The sequence below is a fragment of the Halobacillus halophilus DSM 2266 genome (assembly GCF_000284515.1).
GTDB classification, from domain to species: domain Bacteria; phylum Bacillota; class Bacilli; order Bacillales; family Halobacillaceae; genus Halobacillus; species Halobacillus halophilus.
The window spans coordinates 3,490,802-3,506,969 of the sequence record NC_017668.1 but is presented as its reverse complement, the minus strand read 5'-3'; the positions used below and the strand labels follow the sequence as shown (position 1 = coordinate 3,506,969).

Here is a 16,168-nt window from a genome sequence, read left to right as displayed (position 1 = left end):
TAACAAAAATATTCAATAAACGCCCAGTCTTCTTAAGAAATGACCTGTTGATCAACAAGCTGCCGGTAAAGAATATTTTGATCATAAAGTTCTTTGTGGGTACCTTGCCCGGTTACCTGTCCTTTTTCAAATACAAGCATATGATCCGCTTCAACCACTGTAGACAACCGGTGTGCAATGATAAATGTAGTGCGGCCTTTCATAAGAGCCTTTAGAGCGGTCTGCACAGCAGCTTCGGATTCTGAGTCAAGGTTCGAGGTCGCTTCATCCAATAGCAGGATAGCAGGATTGCGCAGTAAGGCTCGAGCAATGGCTATACGCTGCCTTTGACCTCCAGAGAGTTTGATTCCACGTTCACCGACCATAGTTTCTAACTGTTCGGGTAAGGCTTGGACGAATTCATAAGCATTAGCCTGGTTCAGGGCATGTTCAATTTCTGAATGTGTTACGCTCCGGTCAAGACCATAGCACACATTGTCACGGATAGACCCTGCCATAATAGGGCTTTCCTGTGAAACGTAACCAATGGACTGCCGCCACACAGCAAGGTTAATCGATTCGATGGGCGTCTCACCCATTCTGATTTCACCTGAGACGGGGGCATAGAAACGTTCGATTAAAGAAAATACAGTAGTCTTTCCGGCCCCGCTCGGACCAACAAGAGCGACGGTTTCCCCAGGTTGAACTGTAAAATTCAAATCATATAAAACCATCTGGTTTTCAGCATAGGAGAAGGAAACGTGATGGAACTGAAGAGGCTTCATTTTAAATGTACTGGGCTGTGTATTCATTTCAGCGGGCGTTTTTAAAAGAGCCTGAATTCGCTCCGTAGCCCCCATAGCCTTTTGAAAAGCTGTCATGAATGTAGCCATCTGGCTGAAGGGAACAATAATTTGAAACATATAGATAATAATGGCTACAAGAGAGCCCGCACTCAGCTCACCAGAAGCGACACGGACACCTCCATATCCTATAAGTATGACGAGGACGACCATAATAATTGTCGTCATAAATGGAGAAATGACGGACTGAATTCGGGCTTCCTTCAATCCGTAAGTAAAAAGACGGTTAATTCCTCCCCGTCCCTTAGCCTCTTCTGCGTCTTCAGCATTAGAAGATTTTACAAGTCTGATTTCACTTAGAACTCGACCCAGATTTGCACTGAAGTCGGCCATTTCATCCTGCATTTTTTTAGATACACGGTACATCATGCGCCCCAGTGGAAGAATGATAAGAAAAGAAAGGGGAACCGCGGCAAGCATGATGACCGTCATTCTCCAATCAATGGTTAACAAAATGACCACAGCCCCAATAATGGAGATAATCCCTGTAAAAAAAGTAACCAGATGATTGGTAATTAAATTTTTAACAGTATTGGTATCCTGCGTGATCCGGCTCATTGTTTCACCGGATTCATGTTCATCAAAATAAGCTACCGGCAGATGTAGAACCCTTTCCCACAACTGTCTTCTTATGTATGAAACGATGTGTTCTCCAATATAGGCAAGCAAGTAATATGAAAAGCCGCTGGAAACGGTTTGGATCACAAAGGTTATGATAAGAAAGGTAATAAGTCCGGTGCTCAAAGAACCTGTAGACAGTCCGTCTACTAAATTCCTGGTGAATAATGGAACAACCAGGCTAGCGGCTGTTTCAAAAAGACTGAGGACAATGGCGAGGGTAAGAATCCATTTAGAAGGAATCCCACCCTTAATAAACCTGAAGAAGTCGCTAACCGTCGTTTTTTCTTCACTCATCCTCATTCCTCCGATCCACCTTGATTAAATCCCAGGTGGTTACGATTCCTAAAGGAGCGTCATTAGCTTTACCAGATTCAGTGAGAATCACAGCTTTTAATTTACGTTCCTCTTCCAGACTTCTTTCAAATCGTTCCTCTAATTCATACACCGTTCCGTGAGAGGATAAAAATTCTATACTAGGGTTTAATCCGTCTTGTAGAACATCCTTAGCAGTAACACCCGCCAAATTTACAACGTTGTTGTCCACTGACCGGGCAATCCAGCGAACGATTCCATCATTCGTTAGTAAACCAAGGAACTCATTGTCCTTGCTATAGATAGGAAATTGCGAAACCCCCTGCTGATCAAAGGCGGTCATAATTTCGGTCAATAAGCTGGTGTCTTTAAAGAAAATGACCGGATGAGTAGCAAATTCAAGCGCTTCAGGAGGTTGATCAAGCGTTTGTTTAATATGCTCCAAGCTCTCGACTACTTCCAAATGAGGGGTGGCAATATAATAATCATCACGTATCCTCTCGTGGACAAGTGCATTTCGAAGTTTTGCATATTGTTTTAAAAGATCAAAGTGGACACGGATCACACTGTGCTTCAATTTGCTTCGCTGTAATAATTCAACGAAGTTATCATTTTTCGGATACCCATTAAACTCCTTAAGGTGCTGATGGATTTGGTTAAAGGCTACCTCGAAACGTTCAACAAGATCGTTCATAGCAATCACCTGTTATTTTTTATTTATCTTTATTATATCTGATTGAACAAAGTCTCACACCTCAAAACACGGATATTTCGGAATAAAAAGCTTAAATAAATGACTTCTTAGCCGATGAATATAATAGGAATGGATTACATAGGCATTTTGGATAACTATTATGTTATAAGATACAAAAGAATGAGTTATAATGTTCAAGAATAGGTCTACTTACTGATTTTTGTGCTTTAAATAGAACGCACTCATAAAATATGCTATACTCATACTAGGTAAGAAAGTAGGTGAAAATATGATCGGTGAACGCATCAAACAAATTCGCAAAGCCCGTCATATGTCGCTGTCTGAATTAGCTGAGAGAGCTGGGGTTGCAAAGTCGTACCTGAGCTCCATTGAACGTAATATCCAGACCAATCCATCGATTCAATTCTTAGAAAAAATATCAAAAGAATTGGATGTCTCTATTAATTTTCTTCTCCATGGAGAATCAGATGCAAAAGATGAAACGCTGGATGATGACTGGCTGGAACTCGTTCATGAAGCAATGAACTCAGGAGTGTCTAAAGACCAATTTCGCGAATATCTGGAATTTAATAAATGGAAGATCCATCAAAGTAAATAATCAGGCCTGGTTCCACAAGTGAACCCAGGCTTTTTTGCATACCGAGAAAAGGCGCAGACTTTTTTTTAAAAGCCTGCGCCTTATTTTTATTTAAATTTCTGCTTAATATAATCCATACTGATCGCGAGGCTCTCTAAAGGAGAACGGCGGCTCTCATCCTGCTCAATAATCCACCACTGTACTCCTGCTTCCTCACCTGCTTGGAATACAGCATCCAGGTCTACACCACCCGTACCGAGCTCTGCAAAAAATGATTCGTCATCCACCGTCATGTCCTTCAAATGCAAAAGAGGGCTTCTGCCCTGATATCGTTTTAGCCATTGCTCCGGCTGTTCCCCTGCTTTTTTTAGCCAGTAGATATCAAATTCCGTTTTTAAGTTCTCATTTTGAGTATCATCGAAGATGGTCTCAAGAGCTGTACGGCCATCCGACAGCTTCTTCAACTCAAAATCGTGGTTGTGGTAACACAACGTGATCCCTTCCTGACGGCACTGTTCACCCAGACGATCTAAAAGAGGAATTAACTGCTGATAATCTTCTTCCTCACGTTCATCTATGTAAGGACAGACGATATAAGAGCTTCCGATTGTTTTCTGGTCGTTAATGACTTGTTCCAGGTTATTTTTTAAATCTTCCAGCGGAACATGGCAGGAAGCCGCCTGTAATCCTGTTTCTTCAAGTAAACTTTTAATTTCCCTTGCTGATAATCCGCCGAACCCGGCAAACTCTACAGCATCAAATCCTAAATCGGCTACTTTTCTGACTGTACCGGCAAAGTCTTTTTGAGCTTCTTCTCTTAGTGTGTACATTTGTGCGGCAACTGGTATTGTTTTCATTTGTAAATCCCCATTTCTAAATAATTATCTCCCTTTATACAACATTAGATATTTGAGAGAAAAACCCCTTTAAAAATCAGGTATTTGTTTATAAAAAATTGAATAACCAGTGTTCAATTCCTTTTAAAGATAATAACTTCCTCATTAGTAGAAGAGTAAGCAGTATCTTATACTTTGATTATTGAGATCCACCCCCAACCTACTCCACAGTCGAGTATTCGACTATACGGCGAAAAATCTTTATAAAAAATAACAACACTTAAGATATCAAAACATGGAAAAGGGGAGAAACACATGGGGAGATTCGACGAGTTCCTCCGCGACATAAATCGAAGAAATAAAATCTGCTGGAATTGTCAAAGGGAAGTAAGTGAGGATGACCTGGTCATACCGGAAGACGATTGGAAAGTCCATATCCAATTGTGTATAGATTGCTATGAGGATAGGTGGAAAGGAGAGAAAGGAGCCGCTGGGGGTAATCAAACACCTGGGTGACTGACACGTTCCCCTGCGGCCTGGAATAGGATATTTTAACAATGAGGTGAGGTGAAATAAATGCCTGTTTCCGTAGTATTTAACCAGATTGCAGTTAATGCACTTAATGATAACTCGACCATTTCCACTGGGCAGAACAATCAGCCCGACTGGACCTGGCAGGGAAAAAACAATAACGCTGCCGGCGTCCCTGTAGGGTTCATGATTGCGACCAACAACGTGAATACAGTATTCGATAATGATTTTGTAGATCTGCCGCTTAACAACCCGACTGTTAACAACCCGCAGCCTAACGTTCAATACTAAGGGGCTGGTTCGATGGAGATACAATTCGATTGCATTAACGTTAATCAGATTAAAATGAGTTCTGGAATTTTCGTGGGTCCTAATAGTCAAAACAACTGGTCTGCTCATAAAAAAGAAAATTCGGCTTTAGGTACCATTGTTGGAAACGGTAACGTGGTGCACCAGAATATCAATGTAATCCATGATGAAGATATGGTGGATATGCCTATTAAAAAAGAAACGATAAAGAATTCCCATGGAAAAGGCTATGAGGACGCGTGAATATCCTTTTCCATCTCATTCTTTACCATCGTTTGAATCCATTCCGGTACTTCTTGATCTTTGCTGTTCACCATCATATCAAGAATCGCTGAATCACTTAAGATCGAACGCAAGCCTTTGAGAGAATTCCCGTCACCATAAACATTGCCAAATCCCTGGTTATGTTTTTTGTGGCTTTCAAACCCGCTGGGGGCATTATTTCCGAGATTGACACACGAAGCGTCTTCTACTGTTCCAATATGAATATTGCGAATGAAGAAATTAGGAGAAAGAAAGTTCAAGTTACTCCTCCTTTTCTTTGAATGTAAATTTTAAACCATCTTTTGTTTTTTCCAATTTAGGTTTTTCTTTGTAAGATGGTTTCACATGAACGCCAAAGTTATTGCCTAGATTTAAAGCCCCACTTAAATCTTCGATATCTAGATGGTCCAGTTGAAAGCTTAACTGCTCCAGTTTAGGGTCGTGGATATCCACTTTGTCAAAATGAAAATGGTACTCTACAGTTTTACCCTGATTTTCCAATATGGCTTTCTGGAGTTTTAAGATCTCTTTGTAGAGATGTTCGGTATCTTGAGGTGGTTTGTTTCGTCTGCCAAAAAACATGACAGCTACTCTCCCTGAGGATTTGGCTTTTTAATAATGAGATGTCTGTTCTGCTGCAGGACATTTTTATTTCCTATAATCATTCCGCTGCCTTCATTTTTCTGGTGATAAGCAGAGAACCTGGACTGAACATTCGTACCAGAGTAAATTCCTGAAGAGTTGGAGACTTGATCAATGTTGAGGTTATGAAAAGATATACGAGTCATAGTATCCACCTCCTGTCATTAAGGTATGAAAGGATTTTGTAAGCATGAAAGAGTTTATGAAGTGGTTCAATCAATCGGACCGTGATCAAAAGGACGGCAAGCCGGGACTCCCTTTTTCAAATTCAATGTTTGATATGGCAAATATCAATAAATATGTGCAGCAATCGATTGAAGATGCCCTTAAACCAACCCAGCATATGTTTAATTCGCCTCATTCGACCTCTGATCCCAAGGAACACACAGGTTTTGATTATGAGGTAGTAGAGTTAATGCTTTATTATATTGTTCAAATTCGACTGCCCAAAGAAACAGATATGGATGCACTGCGTCTTACTCTTGGTAACTGTAAATTATATGTGGGAGGCATCGGGGATGGTAAAAAAACGATTCCTTTGCCCGGACAGCCCAGCCGGCGAAATATATCCGCTCAATACAGCGATGGGATGATTGAAGTACGTCTCCATAAAAAGAGAGAGGATTATGAAAAAGAAATCCACGTTTTTTATTAAAACTGGATTTCTATTTCATTTGCCGAAGAGTTCTTTGTAATTTTGATAAGCACAACCCCGTCTTTGTAGGACGTTTGCACGTCTTCATACGTGAAATGAAAGGGGACGGGGATGACTCGCTTGAATTCACCCTTCAATCTTTCACTGTGTAGTAATCTTTCTTCAGGAACCGGATACGGATAGGAGATTTGCCCCTTAATAATTAATTGAGTACCCTCCTGGGATAAGTGAAGTGGATCATTGGAATGATAACCGGGGAGATCTACAATAATAACGCCTTCTTTCTCAGTCTCATAATAATCATAAGAAGGCCCTCTCTTCGGAATGACATGGTGCATATCGTTCCAAAAATCTTCACCCAGAACTTTCTCAACATTTTCAGAAAAAGCATTCCAGTTTAATTTTCCGTTCTTATTATTCATAAGCTCACCCCGCTGTTTTAGTTTATGAGAACCACCCTGAAATCATGATGCTAGAATCATTTACAATGGGTGTTTTAGTCTTTCGAAAAATAAGTATTCAAGAGATAGACGATCTCATTGATCTAAATCATTTTTCGACTGAGTTCGTTACTAAGCCTGGCCATAAACCTCTTTTATAAAAAAGCGGTTTTAAGCCTCGTAGAATGCAAGGTTAATAACCTCTTTTTCGTTTAAGTCACATAAGTGCTTGTCAAATCCAAATTGGTATCGCTTCCAATTTGGAGAATTTTTTAAAAATTATTTGTTGTGTTTATAAAATGACCATGTTACGATTTACTTAACTTAAGAGTTATTGAATTTTGTGCAAACGTATTCACAAAATTGCTCATTGGTAAAAAAACTCATTGAATTAGGAGATTTTAATCTGGTAGATGAGTTTTTTTACATAACAAAAGTGCAAACGTATGCACGCTCCTCATAGTTAGGGTGTGGCAAGGTCAATTATTTTTTTGTCACGTATTGAAAGCGGATTCAATAATTCGGAAAAATAGGGGTGGAAAAATGAAAGGTATAAAATTTTACTCGGGTATTGCTACTGCACTTCTAGCTTCTAGTATCGCATTAACAGGCTGCTCCTTCTCCTCAGGCGACAGCGGTGGAGATTCAGGGGAGGAAGCTTCTGGAGATGCGGTAACGGTGGATGTTTTCCAATTTAAAGTTGAATTTAAAGATCAGTTTGAAGAACTGGTTTCCATGTATGAAGAAGAAAATCCTGACGTGAATATTAATGTTAAAACGGTTGGCGGAGGAAACGATTATGGTGCGTCACTGAAAACTTCCTTCTCTTCAGGTGAAGAACCAGATATCTTTAACGTTGGCGGTCCGACAGATGTAGATGAATATGAGAAATATTTAGCGGATTTATCTGATACAGATGCTGCAGGTGCTGCTCTTGAAGGTACCCTGTCAAGTGTTAAGCGGAATGACCAGGTGCTTGGACTTCCATTCAACCAGGAAGGTTATGGCCTTCTATATAACAAGAAAGTTTTTGAAGAAGCAGGAATCAATCCAGATGATATTAAAACAATGGATGATTTAGAAGCAGCAGTAGAAACTCTTGAAAGTAAAAAGGACGAGCTGGGTATTGAAGCGCCATTTGCATTCCCTGCCAAAGAGAAATGGGTAATGGGTAACCACTTGGCTAATGCTTATCTTGCAGATGAGTTCAACCATGATGTGATGGAAGCTTATGAAGCTGAGACGGTGGAATTCGCTATGGGTGACCAAATGAAGCAATTCACAGACTTGCAAAATGATAATTCTATTCAACCAACCTTAAGCCTTGACTATTCTCAACAGGTTGAGGAGCATTTCTCACTTGGGAATGTAGCGATGATTCAACAGGGGAACTGGGTGTATAACACCATTGCCTCCATGGATGAAGAGTTCGCTCAAAACAACGTTGGACTTCTTCCGATTCCTGTAGAAGGATATGAAGGAAGTATTCCAGTTGGCGTTCCTAACTACTGGGTAGTAAATAAAGAGTCTGAAGAGGAAGTCGTGCAGGCAAGTAAAGATTTCTTAGACTGGATGTACACTTCTGAAACAGGTAAGAAGTTCGTAACAGAAGAATTCAAGTTTATTCCGGCATATGAAGGTTATGAAGATCAGGAAATTGCGGATCCGATTTCTCAGGAAATCTATAACTATGCGAAAGAAGGAAATACACTGGGCTGGGTCTTCCTTGGTGCTCCAACAGCTTGGACAGAAGATGCTCTTGGTGTAGCTATGCAGGAATACATCGCAGGTGACATTACTTGGGAAGAAGTTGAACAGCAGGCAACGAAAGCCTGGGAAGATGCTCGTCAGTAGTCATTAACTAAGCAGCCGGCAGGATCGCTTCTATACGATCCTGCCGGTACATATAAATATCTCCTCTATTAGGATATTTAGACGTATAGGTAGTCTAATAGGAGAGATGTTTATTTTATCAGATTATGAAATCGATATCATATCGATAAACCACGGACTTTTTACATAAAAGTGCACGTGTAAAGTATTGGAGGAGGTTTACATGAAAAACCGCAGTCTTGCCTTTTGGTTATTCTTAACTCCCGTGATCCTCGGGTTGGGAATTGTTGTCGTTATTCCGTTCATCTATGGTTTTATTTATTCATTCACAAACTGGAATGGACTTACAGCTACGGAATTCTTAGGATTCCAAAACTACATTAATTTGTTCCAGGAAGACGAGTTCATGCAGTCGATTTGGTTTACAATCAAATTTGCTGTCGTCACGGTTATTCTTCTCAATGTTTTTGGAATGGCACTGGCTTTGATTGTGACACGTAACATTAAGTCCAATAATTTATTGCGTACCGTATTCTTTATGCCGAACCTGATTGGTGGATTGATTCTAGGTTTTATTTGGCAGTTTATCTTCATTAGTGTGTTTGGCGACATAGCAAACTTAACGGGTATTGAAGGTTTGAATGGCTGGCTATCCACGACAAATACAGGTTTCTGGGGTCTGGTCATTTTAACAGCCTGGCAGATGGCCGGGTACATCATGATCATCTACATTGCTTATCTTGAGAACATTCCTAAAGACTTAATCGAAGCGGCTAAAATCGATGGCGCGAGCAGTTTCCAGCGATTCAAAAACATTACGTTTCCGCTTGTTGCTCCAGCTTTCACGATCAGCATGTTCTTAACGCTGTCTATGTCCTTTAAGATTTATGATCAGAACTTGTCACTCACGAACGGCGGACCTTTTAACTCGACACAAATGGTGTCCATGGAAATTGTCCGTACGGCGTTCTCTGACAATCAAATGGCCTATGCGCAGGCAAAGGCGGTTATTTTCTTCTTAATTGTGGCCGTCGTTGCATTAACCCAAGTGTATTACAACAAGAAACGGGAGGTTGAGATGTAATGAAAAAGAATCAGGAAAAACGCAATTTATTTTCCATTGAAATTCTCGGCCTTCTGCTTGGTTTATTGTGGATCGCTCCTTTCTACTTAATGGTCGTCAATGCTTTTAAGACAAAGCGTGATATTTTCGGCGGGGTTTTAGGTTTCCCATCGGAACTCGCCTTTGATAACTTTGCACAGGCCTTTGTCGACTTAGCTTTTCTTAAATCATTGTTTAATTCGGTGCTTGTCACCGGATGCAGTATAGCTATCATCATTCTGTTTTCTTCCATGGCCGGCTATGCTCTTGCTCGTAATAAAAGTAAATTAAGCGGGTTCATTTTCTTCATATTCGTTGCTGCGATGCTTATCCCATTCCAGTCTGTTATGATTCCGCTCGTGTCTATATTTGGACAAGCGGACATGCTGAATGCAGGCGGGTTAATCTTCATGTATCTTGGTTTCGGTTGCAGCTTGTCGATCTTCCTTTATCACGGGGCGATGACGGGTGTTTCTAAATCTATGGATGAGGCCGCGATTATTGATGGGGCGAACCGCTTCCAGTTGTTCTGGTATATTATTTTCCCACTGTTAAAACCTATATCCGTGACTGTTGGGATTCTGAACACAATCTGGATTTGGAATGACTACTTGCTGCCTTCTTTAGTACTAAGTGAAGCAAATGCAACCATTCCACTTAAAATGTTCTATTTCTTCGGGCAGTACACGAAACAATGGCACTTAGCTCTGGCAGGGCTGACGATTGCGATTCTTCCGGTTATTATCGGATACTTCTTCGCACAGAAACAAATCATCAATGGCGTTTCTGAAGGTGCTGTGAAATAGAGTCAGAGGAGTAGATGCACGTGTCTGTCACTATTAAAGATGTAGCAAAAAAAGCAAATGTTGCCCCGTCCACTGTATCCCGTGTCATTTCTGACAGCCCAAGGATCAGTGAAAAAACGAAGCGCCGGGTTCGGAAAGTTATGGATGAGCTCGGCTATCACCTGAATTACAATGGCCGGGTTCTTGTCAGCCAGTCCACGCAAACAATTGGGATTGTGACAAAGGTGGCTTCTGTCCATTCTTTTGATAATCCTTTCTTTTCGGAATTGCTCAGAGGAATCAGCGATGCCTGTCATGAGAAGGATTACAGTATCTACTTAACCACTGGTAACACGGAAGAATCGATCTACCGAGAAGTGGTGAAGATGGTTCAGGGGAAACGAGTGGACGGGGTGATCGTTCTTTACTCAAGAGAAGATGACAACGTTGTTCCTTACTTAAGGGAGTGTAATTTTCCATTTGTGATGATTGGTAAACCTGTCTCTCATACGAGTGATACCATGTTTGTGGATAATGATAATGTACAGGCCAGTAAAGAGGTTACCGATTATCTCATTGGTCTGGGGCACCAAAAAATCGGTTTTATCGGCGGAGACTCCCACTATGAGGTGGCACGTGACCGTTTGTCAGGATTCAAATTATCTCTGAGCGAGCAAGGTCTGGAGCTGCCGGGGGATTACTTGAAGAATATCCAATCCGGGAAAGCGGATGCTGAGACCGTGGTGGAAGAGATATTGCAGTTGACTGAACCTCCGACCGGGATTGTGATTACAGATGATTACAACTCGATGAAGGTGATGAGGGCCTTGGAGGACAAAGGAATTCGTTTGCCGGATGAAATGAGCATTGTCGGGTTTAACAATACGATGATTGCCAGGTTGTCCAAACCGCCGCTTACAACAGTCGATACGCAGTCCTTCCAGCTCGGTCACGAATCGGCGAGGAGTTTGATCGAATTACTGAATCATCCGGATATGATGAAAAAGAGCATTATTATCCCGACTGTTATTGTCGAAAGAGAATCCTGCATAAGACTTGAGGTTCAAGATACAGACCCAGAACAAGACCGGACACCACATTAAAAAAAAGATAAAGAAAGGGAGAGGAAATCATGAACGTATTAGTTTGGAATGAAAATCGCCATGAAAAAGAAAACAAAGTAGTCAGTGACATTTACCCAGAAGGAATTCACGGAGCTATTGCCGGCTTTCTTGGAGAAGATCACGAAAATGTAAAAACAGCCACGCTGGATGAGGAAGAACACGGCCTGACCGATGAAGTTTTAGCGGAAACGGACGTACTGATCTGGTGGGGACATAAAGCACACGAAGACGTAAAAGATGAAATTGCTGAAAAGGTAAAGCAGCGTGTTTTGGAAGGTATGGGTCTTGTCGTTTTACATTCGGCCCACTTTTCTAAAGTGTTTAAGAAACTCATGGGCACGACCTGCGATTTGAAATGGAGAGAAGCTGACGAGAAAGAACGTTTATGGGTTGTGGATCCAACTCATCCGATTACTGAAGGTGTAGGAGAGTATATCGAGCTTGAAAAAGAAGAGATGTACGGTGAACATTTTGATATTCCGACACCGGAAGAACTGATTTTCTTAAGCTGGTTTGAAGGGGGAGAAGTGTTCAGGAGCGGAGCAACTTTCCGACGTGGCAGAGGTAAAGTCTTCTATTTCCGCCCCGGTCATGAAACTTATCCAACTTATCACAACAAAGAAATACAAAATGTTATCAAAAATGGTGTAAAATGGGTGAATAACACGAATACTCCGAAACACGTTTATGGGAACGCCCAGCCTTTAGAAGAAATTTCTACTAAATAACAGGAGGTTTTCGCTATGTCTAAACTGAAGATTGCTGTCCTTGGATGTGGAAGCATTGCTCAAAATCGGCATTTATTAGAATATGATGCGAATGAACATGTAGAGATCACAGCTGTATGTGACATTGTTGAAGAAAGAGTTAAAGAAGTAGCTGAAGAGTATGGAGCCAACGCTTACACGAGTTATGAAGATCTTTTGGCTAAAGAGAATGTGGATGCCGTCAGTGTGTGTCTCCCGAACTATCTTCACGCACCTGTATCCATTGCAGCTTTAAAAGCCGGCTGTCATGTGTTGTGTGAAAAACCGATGGCGACTTCCAGAGAAGAAGCGGAAGAAATGATTCAAACGGCTGAGAACAATAACAAAAAACTGATGATTGCTCACAATCAGCGCTTCGTTCCTTCTCATGTAAAGGCGAAAGAACTAATTGCTTCTGGAGCTCTTGGAAAAGTGTACAGTTTCCGTACGACATTTGGACACGGCGGCCCTGAAGGCTGGAGTGCGGAAGGAAAAGACAGCTGGTTCTTCAAAAAAGATCAAGCCTTTATAGGTGCGATGGGAGACCTCGGAGTACATAAGACAGATTTACTTCGTTACATACTTGGACAAGAGTTCGTCGATGTAGCAGGGTTTATCGAAAACAATGCCAAAGAAAATATTACCGTAGATGATAATGCTGTTTGCATTCTGCGCAGCGAAGAAGGCGTGGTAGGGACCATGACAGCAAGCTGGGCGTACCAACCGGGAGAAGATAATTCAACCGTTATTTATGGTGAAAAAGGAACCTTGCGTCTGGAGGATGATCCAGTTTACTCCTTAATTGCCCAGTACACCAATGGAGATATCGTAAACTATCAGCTTGGCAAGATCCAGTCCAATGATGAAGGCGGACAGAGCAATTCTCATGTGGTCGATCATTTTGTAGAAAGTATTCAAAATGATACAGAGCCGTTGATCACAGGGGAAGAAGGAATGAAATCCCTGGACGTTATATTGGGAGCCCTTCGCTCTGGAGAAACAAGACAAATCAGCAGTTTGGAGCGGGTCAAGAAGTGACACGTTTGAAGATGGGGATCATCGGAGCAGGGGGGATTGCCCAGGGGAGGCATATCCCCTCTTTTCGACAATTAGAGGATTCCGTAGTACTGACGGCTGTACAGGATCTAAATAAGGACCGGGCTGAAGAAGCGGCTCGTCTATTCGATATCCCTCATGTATTTGAGAATTACGAAGACCTTTTTCAAAAGGTGGATGCAGTGACAATATGCACCCCAAATAAGTTCCATGCGGAAATCGCGATTGCTGCTTTGAACGCAGGAGTTCATGTGCTCTGCGAAAAGCCAATGGCGATTACAACGGAAGAATGTACCCGCATGATCGCTGCAGCTAAGAAAAATGACCGCCTGCTGTCCATTGGCTATCACTACCGATTCACCCCTGAAGCCCAGCTTGCGAAAAAAGCTATGGATAACCAGGAGATTGGCGACCCATTGGTCACACGTGTGCAGGCGATGAGAAGACGTAAAGTTCCGGGCTGGGGCGTGTTCACCAATAAAGATTTGCAGGGCGGTGGAAGCCTGATTGACTTTGGCTGTCATCTTCTTGATCTTGCCCTTTGGCTGCTTGATGATCCGAAACCTGTGGAGGTTATGGGCAAAACATATGATCGTTTGAGTAAGACCCCGGGCCAGGTGAACGATTGGGGAGCGTTCGATCACGAGACGTTTGACGTAGATGATCATGTAACCAGTTATATTACGTTTGATAACGGACTTTCCTTACAATTTGAATGTTCCTGGGCCGCAAATATTAAAGATGATGATACGAAATTAAGCATCTCTGGAGTAGATGGCGGCTTAAGCGTATATCCTTTTGAATTGTACCAGGCTAAATATGGAGCTCTCTGGGACAGTTCAGCGAAGATCCGTGAAGGAGAGCCGAAACCAGGTCTGTATCAGGCCAAAAACTTTGTCGACAGCTGTCTTGGTCAGGATGAATTAATCGTCAAGCCTGAGCAGGCTCTCCAGGTGACGAAGTTAATGGAAGCTATTTATTTAAGCAGTGAAACCGGCACAAGTGTGAAGCTCGACTAAACGAATGAATGGAGGAGTCAGGATATGAAACTAGGTGTATTTACAGTATTATTTTCCGATAAATCTTTTGAAGACATGCTTGATCACGTAAAAGCTTCTGGACTTAAGGCAGTTGAGATTGGTACGGGCGGCTACCCGGGAAACGCTCACTGTAATGTAGATGAGCTGCTTGAAAGTGAAGAAAAGCGTAACGAATACTTAGAAAAAGTACATTCCCGCGGATTAACGATCAGTGCCTTCAGCTGCCATGGGAATCCAATTTCACCTGATCAGAAATTTGCAGAAGAATCACACGAAGCTTTTGTGAAATCGGTTAAACTGGCAAGCCTGATGGATGTTCCAGTTGTAAACACTTTTTCTGGTACATCGGGCGGCCATGAAAACGATACGGCACCAAACTGGCCGGTCACACCCTGGCCCGCGGAGTACTCAAATGTGTTAGAATGGCAATGGAACGAAAAGCTGATTCCTTATTGGAAAGAGCAAGGAGAATTTGCGAAAGAACATGGAGTTAAAGTAGGCCTTGAGCTGCACGCAGGCTTTCTTGTGCATACGCCTTATACAATGCTTAAGCTCCGCGAAGCTACCAATGATGCCATTGGTGCGAACCTTGATCCAAGTCACCTCTGGTGGCAGGGTATTCAACCGGTAGCTGCGATTAAAATTCTTGGAAATGCAGATGCCATTCACCATTTCCATGCGAAAGATACGTATATTGATCAGGAAAATGTAAACATGTACGGTCTAACGGATATGCAGCCTTATGGGAATGTGAGAACTCGTGCCTGGACCTTCCGTTCTGTAGGTTATGGTCACGGGACGCAGGAATGGTCGAATATTATAAGTGCTTTACGAACCTACGGCTACGATCATGTGGTCAGCATCGAGCATGAAGACCCGATCATGTCGATCAACGAAGGTTTCAGTCAGGCAGTGAAAAACCTGAGATCTGTATTGATTGAGGAACCACCAGGTGAAATGTGGTGGGCTTAAGTCTTAAATAAATAGTTCTAAACCCCTTTTCCAGCAAAAGGGGTTTTCTTCAGATAGGAAGGGGAGACAGATGGGCCGGACATCAGGAATTAGAGGCGGACTATATGCAGTAAGTGAGTGGATTGCCAAGTTTTCACTCAACAATTTACAATGGGCAGTATTCAACCTGCCGATTGCTTTACTCGTTATCAGCATGATATATGCGGAAAAGGTAGAGGATATCTATTACCTGACCCCTACATTGGTCGTATTGATGCCGATTTTGTTCTTTCCAGCGACGACGGCATTGTTTGCTAAAGCGAGGGAATGGGTGAGAAAAGATCTGGACGATAGGCCAGAGCGATCTTATATCAGCTATTATAAGGAAAATTATAAAGTGAGTGTACAAGCAGGAATCGTCTTTACGATTTTATGGGGCATCTTACTTGGGGATATTTATTATTTCTCTACGGTTAATGAGCTGATCATGAATGTTTTCTTTATCGTGGGGATCATTTTATATGTATTCACGGTCAACTTCTTCTCTGTAACGGTGCATTTCGATCTTAAAGCAAGACCAGCGTTTAAAAAAGCATTTCTTGTGACGATCGTGAGTCCTTTGTCATTCGTAACGGTTGCGATTACATCGGCGATTATGCTTTATATCAGTGTTTATGTCTTTCCGCTGATGATTCCGATCTTTACAGGATCAATCATCGCATTTCTCTCCTTCTCATCCTTCTACAGGCTGTTCTTAAAGTTAAATCATAAGGAAAAAAATGGATGA

General features: G+C 41.9%; 20 protein-coding genes. 13 read left to right on the top strand and 7 right to left on the bottom strand.

Features of this window, described 5'->3' with window-relative positions; translation table 11 throughout:
* Window positions 1–32 precede the first annotated feature (32 nt).
* Window positions 33–1,757 carry an ABC transporter ATP-binding protein gene (locus HBHAL_RS17290; RefSeq protein WP_014644796.1) on the bottom strand — a complete coding sequence of 575 codons (1,725 nt, stop codon included), beginning with the start codon at window positions 1,755–1,757 and terminating at the stop codon, window positions 33–35.
* Window positions 1,750–2,469, bottom strand: a complete 720-nt coding sequence (locus tag HBHAL_RS17285) for a CBS domain-containing protein (RefSeq protein ID WP_014644795.1) — start codon at window positions 2,467–2,469, stop codon at window positions 1,750–1,752. Before HBHAL_RS17285 ends, HBHAL_RS17290 begins: the two co-directional genes overlap by 8 nt.
* Window positions 2,470–2,758: 289 nt before the next feature.
* Between HBHAL_RS17285 and HBHAL_RS17280 the strand changes: the two genes are divergently transcribed.
* Window positions 2,759–3,088 carry a helix-turn-helix domain-containing protein gene (locus HBHAL_RS17280; protein ID WP_014644794.1) on the top strand — a complete coding sequence of 110 codons (330 nt, stop codon included), beginning with the start codon at window positions 2,759–2,761 and terminating at the stop codon, window positions 3,086–3,088.
* A gap of 86 nt (window positions 3,089–3,174) precedes the next feature.
* Here HBHAL_RS17280 and HBHAL_RS17275 read toward each other — a convergent pair whose 3' ends face one another.
* A complete protein-coding gene (locus HBHAL_RS17275) occupies window positions 3,175–3,924 on the bottom strand; it encodes a sugar phosphate isomerase/epimerase family protein (protein WP_014644793.1) in 750 nt (249 codons plus the stop codon).
* Window positions 3,925–4,479: 555 nt separating this feature from the next.
* Between HBHAL_RS17275 and HBHAL_RS17265 the strand changes: the two genes are divergently transcribed.
* Entirely contained in the window at window positions 4,480–4,725 is a 246-nt protein-coding gene (locus tag HBHAL_RS17265) for a hypothetical protein (protein ID WP_014644791.1), read from the top strand.
* Between the two features lie 12 nt (window positions 4,726–4,737).
* A complete protein-coding gene (locus tag HBHAL_RS17260) occupies window positions 4,738–4,986 on the top strand; it encodes a hypothetical protein (protein ID WP_014644790.1) in 249 nt (82 codons plus the stop codon).
* On the opposite strand, the gene HBHAL_RS17255 is transcribed toward HBHAL_RS17260, so the two are convergent.
* The 3 genes from HBHAL_RS17255 to HBHAL_RS17245 are packed head-to-tail and all read right to left on the bottom strand — an operon-like array spanning window position 4,971 to window position 5,795.
* Window positions 4,971–5,267: a hypothetical protein gene (locus tag HBHAL_RS17255; protein WP_014644789.1), complete on the bottom strand. Its 297-nt coding sequence runs from the start codon at window positions 5,265–5,267 to the stop codon at window positions 4,971–4,973. The genes HBHAL_RS17260 and HBHAL_RS17255 overlap by 16 nt on opposite strands.
* 1 nt (window position 5,268) lies before the next feature.
* Window positions 5,269–5,589, bottom strand: a complete 321-nt coding sequence (locus HBHAL_RS17250; protein WP_014644788.1) for a hypothetical protein — start codon at window positions 5,587–5,589, stop codon at window positions 5,269–5,271.
* Between the two features lie 5 nt (window positions 5,590–5,594).
* Window positions 5,595–5,795, bottom strand: a complete 201-nt coding sequence (locus HBHAL_RS17245; RefSeq protein WP_014644787.1) for a hypothetical protein — start codon at window positions 5,793–5,795, stop codon at window positions 5,595–5,597.
* 44 nt (window positions 5,796–5,839) lie between these two features.
* Here HBHAL_RS17245 and HBHAL_RS17240 point away from each other — a divergent pair, with 44 nt between their 5' ends.
* Window positions 5,840–6,304 (top strand): Hsp20/alpha crystallin family protein, encoded by a 465-nt coding sequence (locus tag HBHAL_RS17240; RefSeq protein ID WP_014644786.1) that lies wholly within the window; start codon window positions 5,840–5,842, stop codon window positions 6,302–6,304.
* On the opposite strand, the gene HBHAL_RS17235 is transcribed toward HBHAL_RS17240, so the two are convergent.
* Window positions 6,301–6,726 carry an Hsp20/alpha crystallin family protein gene (locus HBHAL_RS17235; RefSeq protein ID WP_014644785.1) on the bottom strand — a complete coding sequence of 142 codons (426 nt, stop codon included), beginning with the start codon at window positions 6,724–6,726 and terminating at the stop codon, window positions 6,301–6,303. The genes HBHAL_RS17240 and HBHAL_RS17235 overlap by 4 nt on opposite strands.
* 561 nt (window positions 6,727–7,287) lie before the next feature.
* Between HBHAL_RS17235 and HBHAL_RS17230 the strand changes: the two genes are divergently transcribed.
* The 9 genes from HBHAL_RS17230 to HBHAL_RS17190 all read left to right on the top strand — a co-directional run bounded on the left by HBHAL_RS17230 (window position 7,288) and on the right by HBHAL_RS17190 (window position 16,168).
* On the top strand, window positions 7,288–8,598 hold the full coding sequence (locus HBHAL_RS17230) for an ABC transporter substrate-binding protein (RefSeq protein WP_014644784.1): 1,311 nt from the start codon (window positions 7,288–7,290) through the stop codon (window positions 8,596–8,598).
* Window positions 8,599–8,800: 202 nt separating this feature from the next.
* Entirely contained in the window at window positions 8,801–9,661 is an 861-nt protein-coding gene (locus HBHAL_RS17225; protein WP_014644783.1) for a carbohydrate ABC transporter permease, read from the top strand.
* Window positions 9,661–10,485, top strand: a complete 825-nt coding sequence (locus HBHAL_RS17220) for a carbohydrate ABC transporter permease (RefSeq protein ID WP_014644782.1) — start codon at window positions 9,661–9,663, stop codon at window positions 10,483–10,485. The genes HBHAL_RS17225 and HBHAL_RS17220 overlap by 1 nt, the downstream gene beginning before the upstream one ends.
* A 20-nt stretch (window positions 10,486–10,505) precedes the next feature.
* Window positions 10,506–11,567 carry a LacI family DNA-binding transcriptional regulator gene (locus tag HBHAL_RS17215; protein ID WP_041601441.1) on the top strand — a complete coding sequence of 354 codons (1,062 nt, stop codon included), beginning with the start codon at window positions 10,506–10,508 and terminating at the stop codon, window positions 11,565–11,567.
* Window positions 11,568–11,596: 29 nt separating this feature from the next.
* Window positions 11,597–12,316 carry a ThuA domain-containing protein gene (locus tag HBHAL_RS17210; protein ID WP_014644780.1) on the top strand — a complete coding sequence of 240 codons (720 nt, stop codon included), beginning with the start codon at window positions 11,597–11,599 and terminating at the stop codon, window positions 12,314–12,316.
* Between the two features lie 15 nt (window positions 12,317–12,331).
* On the top strand, window positions 12,332–13,372 hold the full coding sequence (locus HBHAL_RS17205) for a Gfo/Idh/MocA family protein (RefSeq protein WP_014644779.1): 1,041 nt from the start codon (window positions 12,332–12,334) through the stop codon (window positions 13,370–13,372).
* Entirely contained in the window at window positions 13,369–14,409 is a 1,041-nt protein-coding gene (locus HBHAL_RS17200) for a Gfo/Idh/MocA family protein (RefSeq protein WP_014644778.1), read from the top strand. Before HBHAL_RS17205 ends, HBHAL_RS17200 begins: the two co-directional genes overlap by 4 nt.
* Before the next feature lie 24 nt (window positions 14,410–14,433).
* Entirely contained in the window at window positions 14,434–15,402 is a 969-nt protein-coding gene (locus HBHAL_RS17195) for a sugar phosphate isomerase/epimerase family protein (RefSeq protein WP_014644777.1), read from the top strand.
* 70 nt (window positions 15,403–15,472) lie between these two features.
* Window positions 15,473–16,168 (top strand): YesL family protein, encoded by a 696-nt coding sequence (locus HBHAL_RS17190; RefSeq protein ID WP_014644776.1) that lies wholly within the window; start codon window positions 15,473–15,475, stop codon window positions 16,166–16,168.